This window comes from Nocardioides immobilis (assembly GCF_003515065.1).
Classification (GTDB): domain Bacteria; phylum Actinomycetota; class Actinomycetes; order Propionibacteriales; family Nocardioidaceae; genus Nocardioides; species Nocardioides immobilis.
Window position 1 is genome coordinate 1 of record NZ_QXGH01000056.1, and the last position, 15,869, is coordinate 15,869.

The 15,869-nt window shown below is 70.0% G+C and carries 12 protein-coding genes; 9 read left to right on the forward strand and 3 right to left on the reverse strand.

What is annotated here, in order from left to right:
- Window positions 1–319 precede the first annotated feature (319 nt).
- From D0Z08_RS31060 to D0Z08_RS31085, 6 genes are all read left to right on the forward strand, one after another.
- Window positions 320–1,648, forward strand: a complete 1,329-nt coding sequence (locus tag D0Z08_RS31060) for a right-handed parallel beta-helix repeat-containing protein (protein ID WP_147381603.1) — start codon at window positions 320–322, stop codon at window positions 1,646–1,648.
- Between the two features lie 225 nt (window positions 1,649–1,873).
- Window positions 1,874–2,761, forward strand: coding sequence for a glycosyltransferase family 2 protein (locus D0Z08_RS31065; RefSeq protein ID WP_182481607.1), 888 nt, complete (start codon window positions 1,874–1,876; stop codon window positions 2,759–2,761).
- Entirely contained in the window at window positions 2,758–5,016 is a 2,259-nt protein-coding gene (locus D0Z08_RS31070; RefSeq protein ID WP_118929160.1) for a glycosyltransferase family 2 protein, read from the forward strand. Before D0Z08_RS31065 ends, D0Z08_RS31070 begins: the two co-directional genes overlap by 4 nt.
- Entirely contained in the window at window positions 5,013–6,323 is a 1,311-nt protein-coding gene (locus tag D0Z08_RS31075; RefSeq protein ID WP_118929161.1) for a polysaccharide biosynthesis protein, read from the forward strand. The genes D0Z08_RS31070 and D0Z08_RS31075 overlap by 4 nt, the downstream gene beginning before the upstream one ends.
- Window positions 6,320–7,087: a hypothetical protein gene (locus D0Z08_RS31080; RefSeq protein WP_118929162.1), complete on the forward strand. Its 768-nt coding sequence runs from the start codon at window positions 6,320–6,322 to the stop codon at window positions 7,085–7,087. Before D0Z08_RS31075 ends, D0Z08_RS31080 begins: the two co-directional genes overlap by 4 nt.
- Before the next feature lie 34 nt (window positions 7,088–7,121).
- Window positions 7,122–9,566, forward strand: coding sequence for a hypothetical protein (locus tag D0Z08_RS31085; protein ID WP_118929163.1), 2,445 nt, complete (start codon window positions 7,122–7,124; stop codon window positions 9,564–9,566).
- A 10-nt stretch (window positions 9,567–9,576) separates the two neighbouring features.
- Here the strand turns inward: D0Z08_RS31085 and D0Z08_RS31090 are convergent, their stop codons facing one another.
- The 3 genes from D0Z08_RS31090 to D0Z08_RS31105 all read right to left on the reverse strand — a co-directional run bounded on the left by D0Z08_RS31090 (window position 9,577) and on the right by D0Z08_RS31105 (window position 11,910).
- Window positions 9,577–10,218: a hypothetical protein gene (locus D0Z08_RS31090; RefSeq protein WP_118929164.1), complete on the reverse strand. Its 642-nt coding sequence runs from the start codon at window positions 10,216–10,218 to the stop codon at window positions 9,577–9,579.
- The gene (locus D0Z08_RS31095) at window positions 10,215–10,607 is read right to left on the reverse strand and encodes a hypothetical protein (RefSeq protein WP_147381604.1); all 393 of its coding nucleotides are present in this window, start codon (window positions 10,605–10,607) and stop codon (window positions 10,215–10,217) included. Before D0Z08_RS31095 ends, D0Z08_RS31090 begins: the two co-directional genes overlap by 4 nt.
- 706 nt (window positions 10,608–11,313) lie before the next feature.
- Window positions 11,314–11,910, reverse strand: a complete 597-nt coding sequence (locus D0Z08_RS31105) for a methyltransferase domain-containing protein (RefSeq protein ID WP_147381606.1) — start codon at window positions 11,908–11,910, stop codon at window positions 11,314–11,316.
- A gap of 240 nt (window positions 11,911–12,150) precedes the next feature.
- On the opposite strand from D0Z08_RS31105, the gene D0Z08_RS31110 reads away from it, so the two are divergent.
- The 3 genes from D0Z08_RS31110 (at window position 12,151) to D0Z08_RS31120 (ending at window position 15,835) form a co-directional block, all read left to right on the forward strand.
- Window positions 12,151–13,383 carry a sensor domain-containing phosphodiesterase gene (locus tag D0Z08_RS31110; protein ID WP_118929168.1) on the forward strand — a complete coding sequence of 411 codons (1,233 nt, stop codon included), beginning with the start codon at window positions 12,151–12,153 and terminating at the stop codon, window positions 13,381–13,383.
- A gap of 381 nt (window positions 13,384–13,764) precedes the next feature.
- Entirely contained in the window at window positions 13,765–13,941 is a 177-nt protein-coding gene (locus D0Z08_RS31115; protein ID WP_245994674.1) for a DUF2469 family protein, read from the forward strand.
- Window positions 13,942–14,125: 184 nt separating this feature from the next.
- A complete protein-coding gene (locus tag D0Z08_RS31120) occupies window positions 14,126–15,835 on the forward strand; it encodes a Tad domain-containing protein (RefSeq protein WP_118929170.1) in 1,710 nt (569 codons plus the stop codon).
- Window positions 15,836–15,869: the final 34 nt, after the last annotated feature.

Genomic DNA, 15,869 nt, shown 5'->3' on the forward strand with positions numbered 1-15,869 from the left:
TAGCTTGGGCAAGAGAGTGCGCCTGACGGCCGCGCCGCCGGCGTACGACGCATCCGCTGAGGAGCTCAGAGTCCGAGCGTTGGCTCGTGGCGCTCTCGTTCAGGGAGACGGGCGAGCATGGCGCGCTCGAAGTCCCCTACAAATCCGAAGATGGGGCCGTGATCGTCCGTTCGGATCGCCATGATGACTAGTTCGGGTCACTCGCCGAATCCCCTCGGTCACACTCGCCGGCTTCCGGCGGCTTTCCGCCTGCACCGCTGCCACACTCGTCACAGTCTTGGAGAGGCGTCGTGCATCCGCTCGATCGCCGATCGGTCTGGTGGGGGAAAGCGTGTTCAACCTGGTGCGAGCAGCGACGTCGTTCGCGCTCATCGCCGTCACGTGGTGTGCGGCCGACGCCGCCGCCACGACGACGGCACACGGGAACTCACAGCGCCAGGCCCCTGCCTCGAGGGTCTTCTACATCGACCCGCTCAGGGGTGACGACGCAGCGTCGGGGCGGTCGACGCGAACGCCGCTGCGGACGCTGTCCCAAGTCGCCCTGCTCGACCTCCAAGCGGGCGACCGCGTCCGGCTGCGTGCCGGGGTCGTCCATCTCGGCACGCTCACCGCCTGGCAGAGCGGCGCAGCCGGGCAGCCGATCATCGTGGACTCCTACGGCACGGGCGGACGTCCGGTGGTGCAGCGAGCCGGCTGCGTCGACGTCCCCGGCAATCACTGGCGGATCACCTCGATCGTCGCGAAGGACTGCGCCTTCGCCGGCTTCCAGGTACGGGGCGACAACGTCAAGCTCCGCAACATCGAGGCGACGGGCAACGTCATTGGGGTCGCGATCGAGCCCGCGGCCTCGAACGCCGTGGTGCGATCAAGCCACCTCCACGACAACAACCGGATGGCGCCCGACAACCCCGGCCCCGACGACGACTACGGCGCCAACGGTCTTGTCGTGAGCGGAACCGGCGCCCTCATCGTCGACAACCTCATCGAAGGGCACCGCGCCCCGTCGGCGGACTACGGGCACGACGGCGCAGCGATCGAGGTATACGGCGCGACGGGCACCCGGATCTACCGCAACGTCGCTCGGGACAACCTCGCGTTCGTCGAGCTCGGGCACGCGAGCACGACTGGGACCCGCATCAGCTACAACTCGGTCACCTCGGTACATCCCTCGTCGTCCTTCGTGATCACCCGGGGCGAGTCGACCTTCGGACCGGTCCGCGACACCGTGGCGACCCACAACTCCGTGCGCCTGACTGGGGCAGGCTCGAAGGGCGTCTCCTGCCATCCGAACTGCACGGCGGGCATCCTGAAGATCGGCAGCAACGTGATCCAGGCTGCCGACGTCGGGTACGCCGAGGCGCCGAACGGATCGCTCGCGGCGATCAGCCTCGGATACAACGTCTACGACGACCTCGACGACGACGGTTGGTTCGGCCTTCTCCGGGCCGCGACGGACGTCCGTGCGGCGGCGCTGTTCGACCTCATCGGTGCCCGTCTCCTGCTGCGCGCGACCTCGCCGGCCGTGGACATCGGCGGCCCGTCCTGGTCGACGGACATCCGGTACGCCCCGGCGCCGGCCGACGGCAACGGCGATGGGCGGGTGGATGCCGATGCCGGAGCCTACGAACGGCAGCCCCCAGTTCGCTGACCGGTCCGCGACGCCACCGGGTTGTCGCGACTGACGACGTTTGTCAGGGCGGGCTTGACAAATTTTGCCTTTCCGGGGATTACCGGCGCCCTGCGCGGGTAATCGGTCTATTTACAACGTTCGAGCTCCACGGACGCCCATGCCCTGCGGGACGCGCACGGTAGCTCGACCGCTGGTTTCGCGGAGGCCGCAACCCGGACACAACTGAATCACATGGGGAAATCGATGATGTATACCCTGGTCGCCGCACGCCGTCGCCAGTACGACGTGGTCCGTTCCTCTCGCCCCTCCCAACCCCGGGTGAGCCTGATCGTTCCCGCGTTGAACGAGGCGCGAAACCTCGCCGAGGTACTTCCGGCTATCCCCGCCGTGCACGAGGTCATCCTCGTCGACGGCGACTCGGTCGACGACACCGTTGCTGTTGCCCGCCGCCTCCGACCCGAGGTGCGGGTGTTCCGCCAGACCCGGCGTGGAAAGGGAAACGCACTGGCGGTCGGCTTCGCCGAGGTCACCGGCGATGTCATCGTGATGTTCGACGCCGACGGCAGCGCGGACCCTCGCGAGATCCCGCGGTTCGTCGACGCCCTGGTCAGCGGCGCTGACTTCGCCAAGGGATCTCGCTTCCTCACTGGAGGTGGCAGCGCGGACATCACCACCGCCCGCCGGTTCGGTAACGCCTGCCTGATTCGTAACGCGAACCTGTTGTTCGGCACCTCCTACACCGACCTGTGCTACGGCTACAACGCGTTCTGGTCCGACATCGTCGACATCCTCGCCCTTCCGGATCCTGCGCTGCCGCCGCTCAGCAGCGGCGCCATGCGGTGGGGCGACGGCTTCGAGGTCGAGACGATGATCAACTGCCGGATCGCGGCCGCCGGCCTGAGGATCGTCGAGGTCCCCAGCGTCGAGCTCGCTCGGATCCACGGCGCCAGCAATCTCCACGCAGTGTCCGACGGGTGCCGGGTGCTGTGCACGATGTACGCAGAAGTCGCCAAGGCGCGCAGGCTCACGCGACGAGTGGACGCCGAGGCCGCCCCACGAGCGCCGCGGATGACGCCCCGCCGTTCGACCGACGTGGTCGCTTCCGACGAGGGTTCGAAGGTGGGGCGATGACGAGCTGCTCGGTGGTGATCGCGGCCTTCGACGAGCGAAGAGTGCCGCTGCTCGCGCGCGCCATCGCGTCGGCAGTCACCCAAGCACCTGATGTCGAGGTGGTCGTCGCCATCGACAACGACCCGCGCCTGCACCGGATGGTGCGCCGGCTCTTCCCCGACGTGCTCGTCGTGCTCAACGAAGGCCCGCGCGGCGCGTCGGGCACCCGGAATGCGGGCGCCCGGTCCGCGACCGGGGAGATTCTCGCGTTCCTCGACGACGACGCGGAGGCCACGCCGGGCTGGCTGTCGCGGCTGGTCGCCCCGCTCCATGCCGATCCGTCCGTCGTCGGCGTCGGCGGCTGGGTCGAGCCGGACTGGGCGGGACACCGCCCTCGCTGGTTCCCGATGGAACTGGGCTGGGTGGTCGGCGCCAGCTACACCGGGCTGCCCAGCCTGCCCGGAGAGGTCCGGAATGGGTGGAGCGAGAACATGGCCGTGCGCGCCGCCGACTTCTGGCAGGCCGGCGGTTTCTGCGAAGGCTTCAGCAAGGTCGGTGACGCATCGCGTCCCGAGGACACTGAGCTGTGCATGCGGATGGCCGCGGTCCGCCCCGGAGGGCGGTGGTGGATCGAGCCGACGGCTGTGGTCCGCCACTACGTCCCCCTCGACCGGGCCACCCTGCGCTTCCTTTGGGGAAGGTGCCGGGCCGAGGGCGCCGGGAAGGCAGAGCTCGCCCGGATTGCAGGCGCAGGACCCGGACTGGCCACCGAGCGCGACTACACCCTGAAGGTGTTGCCCCGGGGTGTGCTGACCGGGTGTCTCGACCCCCTGCGCGGCCGGATCGCGGGTCCGCTGAGGGCAGCGGTCATCCTGATCGGTCTGTTGGCCGCCGCAGTGGGTTTCGCCGGGAGCCTGCTCCGTGCCGGGTGCCCCCCTCGAACGGACGCCGGTGACGCGCCCGTCCCACGGTCATCGCAGGCGCCCGGCGTCCCTTCCATCGTGAGACCGGCGCGGGTCCTCACGGTCGACGTCGCCTCGCCACTCCGAGACCTCCCGCACCCGGAGTCGGGTGAGCCGGACGACGCCGTCGCCCTCGTGACCTTGTGCGCCCGTCCTGTGGGCATGGTCATGGTGCCGCGGTCGGCGACCGCCGACGCTCTTGCGGCGACGATCGAGGCCGAGCTCGGGGCGCTCGCCCGCGCGGAGGCGTCGAGCCACGGTCTCGCCGTGGGCGCCTTGACCAAGGACGGGTGGTCCCACGAGCGCTGTCCGGTCGCGGTGCACCGACAGAGCCTCGCGGTGGAGGGTCCGGGGATCACGGTGGTGGTCTGCACCCGCAACCGGCCTGCCCAGCTGCGCCGGTGCCTCGACAGCCTCACCGGGCTGGACTACCGCAACGTTCAGGTGCTCGTGGTCGACAACGCGCCTGCCGACGACGTCACGGAGAAGCTGTGTCGCGACCGCGCCATGGAATCCATCCCGGTGGGTTACCTCCGCGAGCCGCTGCCCGGACTGTCCCGCGCGCGCAACCGGGCGCTGGGGGCGGTTGAACACGACCTGGTCGCGTTCCTCGACGACGACGAGGTCGTCGACCCGCACTGGCTGTCGGCCCTGGCTGAGGAGTTCACCTCAGATGCCGCGGTTGCCGCGGTCACCGGTCCGGTTCTGCCGGCCGACCTGTCCGCCATGCCGCAGGTCCGGTTCGAGCAGTGGGGTGGTCACTCCAAGGGGCGAGGCTTCGTGCGGACGGTCCTCGACCCGGAGTACCAAAGCGCGGTGCAGCCTGCGGTCTATCCCCGGCCGACGTTCGGCGCGGGTGCAAACATGGCTTTCCGGCTCGACGCCCTGACCGCGATCGGAGGCTTCGACCCGTGCCTCGGGGCCGGCACCCCGACCCGCGGCGGCGAGGACACGCTAGCGCTCACCGAGGTGATGCTGGCCGGGCACACCCTCGTCTACACACCGCGGGCGGTCACCTGGCACTTCCACCGCACCGACGAGGCGTCCCTCATCGACCAGCTGACCGGATACTCAACCGGGGTCGGCGCCTACTACACCGCGCTCCTGACGCGCGACCCCTTCCGGGCCCGGCCACTCACCCGCGCACTCCTCCAGGTCTGCCACCGGTCCCTCCAACGTCTCGCAACGCAGCGCTCCGGCCGTGGTGAGACCTCACCGGCGGTCAGGCCGTTGCGCCGAGCGAGCGCCCTCGCGACCGGTCCGGTCGCGTACGTGAAGGCCCGCCGGGCGATCCGCCGAGAACGCCTCCGATGAGTGTCATTGACAGCCGCACAACCCGCGGCACGCCGGATCCCCACGGTCCTGCGCGCCGGTCGGCGGCGACGTCGTCGGTCGCGCTGATCGCATCGGCCATCGGCACTGCGGCGACGACGTACCTATTCTGGGTGGTCGTCGCCCGGCGCGACGGCGCGGACGCCGTCGGTGCGGCAGCCGCCCAGATCGCCACGATCACCTTCCTGGGCAGTGCCGCCAGCCTGAATCTCACCGACGTGCTCGCGAGGTTCCTTCCCCACGCCGGCGAGCACACCGGGAGATTGATCGGCCGCAGCTACCTGGCCGCCGGGTGCGCGGCCGCACTCGTCGCCGTGGCCTTCCTCGCGACGCCGTGGGGGTCGGCGGCGTCGGCCGGCGTCGGGGTGGTCGGCTTCGTCGGTCTGGTTGTCCTCAGCGCGATCTTCCTTATCCAGGACGGTGGGTTGATCGGGCTGGGCAAGGCAGCGTGGGTGCCCATCGAGAACGTGACCATGGGGGTCGCGCGCCTGGCGCTGCTGCCGGTCTGCGCGCTGCTGGTGGCGACATCCGGGTACGCCGTACTGGCCTGGGGAATCGCCATGGGAGCGGCCGTCGTCGCTCTGAACGCGATCGTGCTCGGTCGGCTGGCTCCCCGCGCACGGGGACGCCCGCGGCTGCCGGAACCACGCAGCCTCCGCAGGTTCGTCGCCGTCGAGTCGGTGAACACAGCCGTGACCACGGCCGTGGCTACCTTTCTGCCGGCAGTCGTGACCTTCTCGATGGGGCCTCGCCTCGGGGGCTACTTCTACGTGCCCTGGATGCTGATCGCGATCGGCACGCTGCTGCTGAGCAACGTGCTGATCACGGCGGTGCGCGAGTCGGTCGCGGACCCCGCCGCCGCGCCATCGGTCCTCCGAGGTCAGCTGCGGCTGGAGGCTGCCCTCGTCGCGACAGGCACGGCCGGGTGCGTTCTGCTGCCACAGGTGCCCCTCGCGCTCCTCGGCAGCGACTTCGCGCAGGAGGCCGATGGGCTACTGCGGTGGCTCGGTCTCGCGTTGCCCGGCACGGCTGTGCTCCTCCTGTTCTGGGCGCTCTGTCTGATCCGCCAGCGTCCGTGGCCCCTCCTGCTGGTCAACGTCGCCGTCGCCGTATGCACCCTCGGCGCCGTGGTCGCCTGGGGCGAGGCTCTCGGTCTCGCGGGCGTCGGCGTCGTGTACTGCGCCGTCCAGACCGCTGCCGCGCTCGCCGTCCTGCCCGTGACGGCGCGCTGGCTCAAGCCGATGCTCCACCCACACCCGCCCGAGAAACCCGGAGGCGAAGCATCATGACCGAATCCACCCAGGCTTCCGCTCCCGGCGTCGGCCGGGTCGCGCCCGACCCGCCGCACCCGCCCCGCCTCGACGAGCTGCGGACCGCCCTCGTGCTCCAGCGAGAGGCCGACGCGATGATCGCTGAGGCACTCGACACCAGACGTTCGGCCATCGAGCGCGCCGAGACCCTCGTGCGCGAGGCTCAGCAGGCGACAGCGCGGGCGGAGGAGGATGCAGCAGCTGCCGCAGCCAAGCGGATCGCTGCCGCTCGGGAGCAGGCGGACTGCCTCATCGCCGAGGCCGAGGAACGGGCCCACCGGATCACGAGTGAAGCCCAGGCGGAGGTCACCGCCCTCCGGCAGGACGCGGCCGAGCTGCGGGATTGCGCCATGGAGACGCTCGATGCAGCGGAGCTGGGACTGGAGCGCGCGCGGCAGACGGAGGAGAACCGCGAGCGGCAGCTGCTCGTCACCCGGTCCGAGGCGATCCGCATGATCGAAAGTCTCGAACACGTCACCGCGACGCTCGACGAGATGCTGGAACACGTCCGCTCCGAGGTCGCGTCGGCGCGGCGTGCGCTCGCGCAACTGGACGGAGACGCCGCCTCCGCCGTCGACGACGAACCCGTGCCGTCGGTCGTGCTCCAGTGGCCGCACGCACCGGCCACCACCACAGTGGCGGACCCCGCGACGACGGACGCGTCGGAAGCGATCCAGACGTCCAAGCACCGACGGGCCGAGCACGGCGGACGGCGCGGTCGCCTGCGCAAGGCGCGAACCTGAGATCGAAGTTGAGCGAGGGCTCGGTGGCTAGACAGTGACGTCGACAGGCGACGCCGACCCGGATCTGACCCAGGACGCGTCCGATCCCCTCCCGGCGGTCCCACGCGCCGTCCAGAGGTCGCGTGCGCTCTGGCGGCGCGCACGCGCTGCCCGCGACGCCGCTGAGGGGGATGCCGATGCCCTCCTCGCGTCCGCCCGCGCCGACGCCGCCGAGATCCGGCGCTCGAGCGAGAGGCGGGTCGGCCCCATCCTCGCCGCCGCCGATCAGGATGTTCGAGACATCGTGGCGGCGGCCGAAGCCGAGGCGGGGCGCATTGTTGCCGCGGCTCGGGCGCAGGCTCCTGCGGCCGCGGCGGCCTCGGCTGGTGCCGCCTGGCTGCTCGTCGCCTGGACCCTCCTCAGCACCGCCGTGATCGTCGTGGGCCAGGGTGGCCCGCTGGCCGTCGCCGCGGCGGTGGCCGTCTCCGTGGTGTGTCCTGGTCTCGGCATCGTGCTGGCGCTCGGCCGGGCGGCCGGTCCGGATCGCGGGGTGACCATGGTCCTGCTGAGCGTCTGCTGGTCCGGGGCGGTCGCGCTGCTCTGCGCGTGGACGACCCTCCAGCAGCCGATGGTCCAGTACGGCGCTCTCGTCGCTCCCGCGCTGGTGGGCGCAGCGGTGGCGATTCGACGGGGCCGGGCATCGACCGAACGTCCATCTCCCTCCACTCCCCCGGGATCACGGTCGGGCGCGCGCACCGGCGCCCGAGCAGGCTGCGTGTTGCTGCTGGCAGGCGCGTCGGCGTACGCCGTCTCGCTGGTCGGGAGCAGAGAGGAGCCCATCGGCGAGTACGGCCTTCTCCCCACCCTCGGACCCTGGTTCGTCGCGGCGGTCATCCTCGCCGTCGCTGCCGTGGTCGTCGCCTGCCTGCTGCGTCCCGTTTGGGCCGGGCTGGGGACCGCGGGGCTGGTCGCCGTGGGTCTCCTGTTCACGCCGCCGCGGGTCCTCTTCGACCACAACCTTCTGGCGGGGTGGGCGTACAAGCACCTCGGCGTCGTCGACCTCATCGTCCAGCAGCAGCCGTTGCAGGATCCCCGCGACGTCTACCAGCAGTGGCCAGGGTTCTTCGCGGTCGCCGCACAGGTCCAGGTGATTTCCGGCGCGGACCCGCTGACCTCCGCCAATCTCGCCCAGCCGCTCTTGGTCGCGATGGCCGGCGTCGGTCTTGCAGCGGCAGTCCACCGGCTGTTCGGCGGCGTCCTGACACCGATCGTCGCGACGTTGCTCTTCCTCTGCACCATGTGGGCCGGCCAGTTCTACTACTCGCCCCAGACCATGTGCTTCGCGCTCGTGATGCTCTGCCTCGCTCACGTCGTCACGCTCCTGAAGTCGCTCCCCCAGGACCGGCTGCGCACGGGATGGTTCGGCCGCTCCTGCGGTTGGGCGCTGCGCGACCTGCCTGCGTCGCAGCCGCTGGAACCCGTCGCGCGGGGCGTACTCGTCGCGACGGTCGTGGCCACCTACCTGCTGATCGTGGTCTCGCACCAGATCACGCCGTACGTCCTGGTCCTGCAGCTCGCGCCAGCGGCCCTCGCGGGATGGCTGGCGGGTCGTTGGCGTTGGGGGTACGTCGTGCTGGCGACGCTGCCGCTGCTGTGGCTGTATCTCCACCGCGAGGCCCTCAGCACCAATGCTGCCCTCACCGGCTTCAGCTTCGCCAACGCACAGAGCCTGGTCACCGGCCCGTCCTCCGACGCGCAGGAGCTCGCCGCGACAGCGGCACGAATCGTGGCCGCGCTGGTCCTCGGGGGCGGCGCACTTTCGGCCCTGACCTACCTCCGCCGGTTCGGGACCGTCCTGCTTCCGGTCATGTTCGCGGTCATGCCGGTGTTCGTGCTGCTCGGGGGCAACTACGGGGGCGAGGCGCCGTACCGGGTGTGGCTGTTCGCGTCCCCCTGGTTCTGCGCGCTGATCGCGAAGCGGGTGTGCGACCCGGCCCGCCGGCGGGCCGCCGCCGTCGTGACGGTGGGCGTGCTCAGCGTCGGGACGTTCCTGGCCAGCGCCCAGGCGACGTCGTTCGGGATGTACCCGTTCCTCAGGGTCTCGGACGACGAGGTTGCCGCATCGCGGTGGCTGTCGGAGGAGACTCCGCCCGGGTCGACGATCGTGCACCTGACCCGGACCTTCCCCGGGCGGATATCAGCAGGCTACGCCGAACGGAATCCGCTGCACACCATCAACGACCCCGCCCTGATCGACTACCCCCAGTTCGACCGCGCGCGCCTCCTCAGTCTCTCGATGGCCGAGCTCCACGCCGCGGTCATCGCCGAGTTCGGCGACCGGCTCTACCTGGTGCTCGCCCGATCGATGGAGGAGGAGACGCGGTACTACGGCGCGCTGCCGGAGGGTGCGGTCCTCGACCTGGCCGGCGCGCTCGCGGCCTCGCCGTACTGGACCGTCGCCTACGCGAACAACGAGGTGTGGGTGTTCGCACCCCGATGAGGCGCGGGGCTCACCACGCGTCGGTGGGGACGGTCCACTCCGACACCGGATCGGTGGTCACTGCGCTCTGCACGATCGAGGTCAGCGTCGCGCCGACGGGCACCGGGATCGCGATCCAGCCGCTCGTGCACTGTCCCGGCGCCAGCCGCCCGTAGCCCGGGTATTGCGGGACGGGCCACCCTGCGTCCTCCGGTTGGACACCCGGGTAGGAGATCGAGTGCTCACTCACCGCCGAGAACAGGTACGACCCGATCTCCAGCTGCCGGTCGAGCTCGGACTCGAAGCACGTACTCACCCGGGCCCCCACCCACTCACGGCCGGGGCCGGGGCCGGGATCGTCGCCGTACGACGGGAGGGGGCGCCTCACCTCCAGCAGCGTCGTGTGGTTGCCGCCGACGACGTACTCGTCGCCGAGCGCGAGCCCGAGGGCATCCTCGCCGAGGTCGGCGAGGTCGGTCGGTCCTGCCTCGGGCAGCTCGCCCTCCTCGACGGGCACGGTCGGGTCAACTCCGAGCTGCGGGTCGGCGGAGGCCCCGCTCCCGGCGTACGGCCGTTGCGGCGGATCGGAACTGCAGGAGGTGACGCCGATCGCCAGGACGAACACCACACCCGTGGCGACGAGCAGTCGGGGGTACTGTCTCCGCGATCTCATCCTCCGACCTCCTCCGGGAGCCGCCACTCGCCCAGCGGGATGCCGTCCGGGTCCGAGAGGCGGACGGTTGTGACAGGCGCCGCGACGACGACCGGGATCAGCAGCCAGCCGTCGACGCACTCACCCGGGTCGACCGTCCCTTGCGGATACTGCGGCCGAGGCCATCTCTCGTCGTCCCAGGCGGGGGCCGGATAGCGCTCGGAGGAAGGGCCGTGAGCGGCGAACAGATACCACCCCGCCTCGACCGATACGTCGCCGGCGCACGTCTTCGCGCGCACTCCCAGCCACTCCTTGTCTGGGCCGGGTGGCGCTTGGGAGGCCCGGCCGAGCGGGCGCCGGACAGCAGTCACCGTGGTCCGAGAGCCCTGCCACTCCACCGACTCCCCCATGGTGAGGAGTCCTGCCGGAGGCGTGGCAGTGATCTCCCCGGGGGCCGCCGACTCCGAGGCAGACCCGTCACGGTCCACTGAGCAGCCAACAGCGAGGCTGGCGCCGACCGCGACCTGCATTACCCGAGCCGAGAGCCTGCGTCGCTTCCCCATGATCGAGCACTCGCTTCCTTCCGCCTTCTGGCCAGGCCTGCCGACGCGACCGCAAAAGGCGAACCGCGCGGTGTCGGAAACGGCGGGCGGCGGAACCAGTTTGCCCGGTCTCGTGAAATTCGTGCGAGATTGCCCCAACTGGTGTTCCATGAAGGGACGCCGTGGTGCCCGCGGTTTGGGGACCCTGGGACCCGCGGCGACAGGGCGTGGGGAGCGCGAGCGTTACCCGCACGTCTGTGGTGAACCTGCCACGGAGGGAGAACGTAGCAGTGGCGAGTCCCACGAGTGACCAGTACCTCGTCCGTGCCTCGGAGAGGCCATCTCCGATCGACTTGAGCGTGGACCGCTTTGCCCTGCGGCGCGATCCGGATGATCTGTGCGTGTGCGGGCATCCGCGGAAGGCGCACGAGCACCTGCGGCGCGGCACCGACTGCTCCCTGTGCCGGGCGGGCGAGTGCCCGCGGTTTCGCCGGGCTCGGAGGGTCAGACTCAGCGCGCAGGCGTCGTTGCGGCCACGAAGACCCGCCGGAACGGCAGTACGACGCCGTGGCCGTCATCCGGGTAGGCCTCGCGCAGCGGCCGCTTGAACTCCGCCTCGAGTCGGGCGCAGGTCGTCGGGCAGCGCCTGCAAGGTCGGACGGGCGCCGGTGCAGGAGACCCAGGCGAAGACCGGGTCCTCGCCGTGCAGGACGTGGAGTAGGTCGTCGCCCACGCGTCCGCCTTGCAGTCGAGGCGCTGGAGGGCGCGGAGGTAGGTCGCGGCGTCGTACGACGACGGCACCGGCGGCGCCCGCCGCGTGCGCGGCGTACGGCGGCTCGGCGGCCAGCTCGGCGCGGATGGTGTGGCTCGGCTCGTCGAAGTTGCCGGGCACCTTGAACGCGAACCAGCCCCCGGGCCGGACCTGCTCCACCAGCCGCGGCCGCAGCTCGAGGTGGTCGGGCAGCCACTGGACGGTCGCGTTGGAGACGAGTACGTCGACGCCGCCGGGTGCGGACCAGTCGCGAACGTCGCCGATATCGAACGCGACCGCTGAGGCGGCCGCGCTCTCCCGTGCCGCCACCATCATCCCGGCTCTGCTGTCGACGCCGCTGACCGTCGCGCTCTGCCAGCGTGCGATCGCTCTTGCGAGCTCGCGGGCGTTCGATGTCAAGGACTTGTCACCCGTCAAGAGAAACTCTGAGCGGAGTTGGTGCTGATGACGAAGATCCGGTTCGTCGTTGCGCAGCCGATCCAGCGGATGCACGACCGGGACGTTCCAGCGAGCTACTACTGGGCTTAGAACCGCCGCGGGCCGGACGTCCCGGGGCGGCTGAACAGTTGTTGTGGTGGGTGAGCGTTGCGGGCGCATTCTGAACGGCGGATTCGCAGTGCGGACAGAGGAGCTGGGCGAATGTTCGGCCAGGGTGCGGCAGACGGTGGCGACGATGCGTCTGGGATCGAGCCCGTCATCGGGTCCGCATTGGAGCTCCTCGACATGGACGTCGTCTACGTCGCGGAGTTCTCCGATGGCCGGCAGGTGTTCCGGGCAGCGGTTGGGGACGCTGCATCGTTCGCCATCGAGGTCGGCACGGGGCCGAGGCTTGAGGAGACGTACTGCCAGCGCATGGTGATCGGGGAGATCCCTGCGGTGATCCCCGACGCCGCTGCGGACCAGCGGGTGGCGCACCTGGAGTCGACCCGGGAGATGCGGATCGGCGCTTATGTAGGCGTCCCGATCTACCGGTCGGACGGATCGCTGTTCGGGACCTTGTGCTGCTTGAGCCACGAGCCCCATCCGATGTTGCGGGAGCGGGACGCGAGCTACTTGGCGATGATCGGCCGGCTTCTCGGTGAGCGGCTCCACCTTCAGGCCCAGCGGGCGCGAGCGATCTCGCAGATCCGCACGGTCGTCGACAATGAAGGCCAGTTGCTGGTCGCCCTCCAACCCATCATCGAGGTCGACGGCGGCCGGATCGCGGCGGTCGAGGCGCTCGCCAGGTTCCCCGACTTGCCCGATCCACCGGGGTTCGTGTTCTCACAGGTCTGGTCGGTGGGTCTCGGACATGACTTGGAACTGGCCGTGATCGACCATGCGCTGACCTTGTTGTGCGAGTTTCCCGCCCACTGCCGGCTCGCGGTGAACGTCTCACCGGACGTCATCACCTACCAGGGATTCACCGCGCGGTTGACAAGGTCCCCGGCGCCGCTGGAGCGCCTCATCGTCGAGGTCACCGAGCATGCCGCCGTCACCAACTACGAGGCAACAACCACGGTCTTGGCGCCGTTGCGAGCCGGTGGGCTCATGCTTGCCGTCGACGATGCGGGCGCAGGGTTCGCCTCGTTCGCCCATGTGCTGCGACTGCGGCCCGACATCGTCAAGATCGACCGCTCACTGCTCGCGGGGATCGGATCCGGGGAGCCGGCGCCACGGGCGTTGTTCGTCGCGCTGGTGAACATCGCGACCGAGATCAATGCCTCCGTGACGGCCGAGGGCGTAGAGACGCTGGAAGAGCTTGCCGAGCTCAGGGCGCTGGGCGTCAGTCATGTGCAGGGCTTTCTGCTGGGGCACCCGACGACTGACAGCTCGACGTGGCGGTCGTGGCGCGACCCGCTGAACGCTCGATCCCATGCTGCGACTCAGTGACGCAGCAGCGGGCCGCAGGCGCCCGCCAGTCGCGAGCAATTGAACGGCACGCATTGTGGGACGGGTTGGGTGTGACTCGGGCGCCCGATGGTTGAGCTGGGCGACTGCTCCCTGCAATGCCGTGCGGAGGTCTGCAGACTGCGCCAGCCGTCTGTGCCACGACAGAGCCAGAGGTTGTGTTCCCCCCAGCCCGGTCATTATTGACACGCAGCTCAGCGGGTTCCACCACCAGGCCGGTGGCCCCCGTGCGACCCGCTGCGGATCGAAGACCCACGGCCGGGACCCGGCCGCAGCGCGAACGTCCCTAGCCGCGTCCGGGAGGTCGCGCTGTTCGCAGTGGAGCAATAGTCAGAACCTGTGGATGGCCCTCGGCCTCGTGAGGTGAAGGCCCGCACAGAGTCGGTGAGGTTCTTCGAGGTCACCATCAGCGACACCTGGGTATGGGAGATGTACCGCCCGGCGCGCTTCGCGAAGAACGTCAACGCGCTGACGTTCAAGGTCGTCAACGACGAGGAGCTCAAGCTCGCCAACTCGGACATCGAGCCTCCCAACAATTGACTATCCACATCCGACGCTTCGGCCAGGTTCCTAGCGATGTGACTCATTTTGCCAACGGGACCCGCCGCGCCGACATACGGTCTTTCTCGGGTCCGCCAATCGGGCGGCCGGGGGACGGGTCGAATCTTGGGAGGGCCGTCACGTGAACCGGAAGCAAGTGCGCCCGAAAGACGAGCGTGGGGCGGTGGCAGTCTTCTCCGCGTTCGTCCTCGTGATCCTGATGGGCATCACCGCCATCGTCGTCGATCTCGGCCTGGAGCGGGTGACCCGCGCGGACCTGCAGGCGCTTGTCGACATGGTCGCGCTGGACCTCGCCCGCGAGATCCACGGCGGCCGCACCCAGTCCGCCCTCGAGGCAGAGGGCAACTTCAACAACCCGGCCAGTGCGGTGAGCCACAGCGCCGCTCGCAACCCCGACGTCCTCGGCGAGACCCTCGACATCGAGGTCGACTGGGGCTCCTACGATGGCGGGGTCTGGAACACCGCGACTGACCCGCCGTCGGCGGTGCATGTGACAGCGAGCGCGGAGACCGACTACGCCGTGATGGACGGGTCGGGCGAGGTGACAAGGACGGCCTACGCCGTCGCCTCGAGTTCGGCCTGCTACCGGCTGGGAACGTTCGTCGCCGCCATCCGCTCGAACGACAGCACCGTCCTCGAGCCGCTCAACCACCTGTTGGGCGTCAACCTCGACCTGATCAGCTACAAGTCGCTGGCGGCTGCCGACGGCACCCTGGCCGATCTCGCGGCCACTTCGGTGATCGGCAGCCCCGAACGGCTGCTGAACGGCACCGTGACCTATGCCGATCTGCTCAGGGCCGTGGTCGAGGTGCTGTCGAACGAGCCGGGCTCGTCGAACGCGTCGGCGATCAGCGCTCTGCAGAGCATCATCGCCGTCTCCGCATCGGTCGGATCGATCGTCCTCAGCGACGTGCTCCACGTGGCGCCGACCGACCGGGCGGCGCTCGACATCGCGCTGAACGTGCTCGACATCGTCGGCTCGGCACGGCTCGCGAACGGTGAGCACCTCCTCGAGGTGGAGAACATCCAGGCCGGGGTGCCGGGCGTCGGCTTCCAGTTCACCGGCGGGATCTCCCTCGCCTCGGCCGCCCAGCTCGCCTGCGGCGAGCCCAACTCGCCCGCCAGCGTCGCGCGCAACGCCCAGCTCCAGGGCACTCTCGGGATCAATTTCGTCAACCTCCCGAGCCTCAGCATCCCCAAGCTGGCGACGTTCCAGACCGCCAAGGGCACGGGCAGCCTCGCTGTGAGCCTCGCGGACGGCGAGGGACAGCTGGTCGCGCCGCCCGAGGTCCACTGCGGCGACGAGACGGCGACCAACCCGCACACCTACTCGGTCGCGGTCCGCACCCAGCCGGCGTCGTACTCGCTCAACTCAGAGCTGGACGTGAACGGCGAGGTGAAGGTGTCGGTCCTGCAGGACCTCGGCCTGGGTCGTGTCCTTGACGAGCTGTTCGGGCCTCTGGACCCCAACAGCAAACTCACGATCGAGGCGCACGTGCGGCTCGACGTCGCGACCACCCACAACGGCGGAACATCGGTCGCGAACCTATCGATCCCGCCCAACGACGTCACCCCGGTACAGACCGGGAGCACCGTCTACCTGGACCCGCGAAACCTGGTCACGGGAGTCACCGACGTCAAGATCGGTGGCAAGACCGTGCCCCTCAGCGACGCGCACCCGTTGACCGACCCGATCGTGAACGAGCTGACGACGGCGGGCAACGCGTTCGCAGAGAAGACGCTGGTCCCGCTGATCGACAACATCAACAACATGATGATCGGGCCGGTCGCACGGATGGTCGGACTCCGCTTCGGCGGCGCCGACGTCTACGCCGTCGGAGCGGTCTGCGGAGAGCCCGACCTCTGGGGGTGATGCCGAGAACTGACCACCCGGCCCCCGGGACCTT

Bases quoted from the DNA above. Each gene is read 5' to 3' on its own strand.
- D0Z08_RS31110 (WP_118929168.1), top strand. From the start codon at position 12,151: ATGTTCGGCCAGGGTGCGGCAGACGGTGGCGACGATGCGTCTGGGATC.
- D0Z08_RS31070 (WP_118929160.1), top strand. From the start codon at position 2,758: ATGACGAGCTGCTCGGTGGTGATCGCGGCCTTCGACGAGCGAAGAGTG.
- D0Z08_RS31075 (WP_118929161.1), top strand. From the start codon at position 5,013: ATGAGTGTCATTGACAGCCGCACAACCCGCGGCACGCCGGATCCCCAC.
- D0Z08_RS31095 (WP_147381604.1), bottom strand. From the start codon at position 10,607: ATGGGGGAGTCGGTGGAGTGGCAGGGCTCTCGGACCACGGTGACTGCT.
- D0Z08_RS31065 (WP_182481607.1), top strand. From the start codon at position 1,874: ATGATGTATACCCTGGTCGCCGCACGCCGTCGCCAGTACGACGTGGTC.
- D0Z08_RS31080 (WP_118929162.1), top strand. From the start codon at position 6,320: ATGACCGAATCCACCCAGGCTTCCGCTCCCGGCGTCGGCCGGGTCGCG.
- D0Z08_RS31090 (WP_118929164.1), bottom strand. From the start codon at position 10,218: ATGAGATCGCGGAGACAGTACCCCCGACTGCTCGTCGCCACGGGTGTG.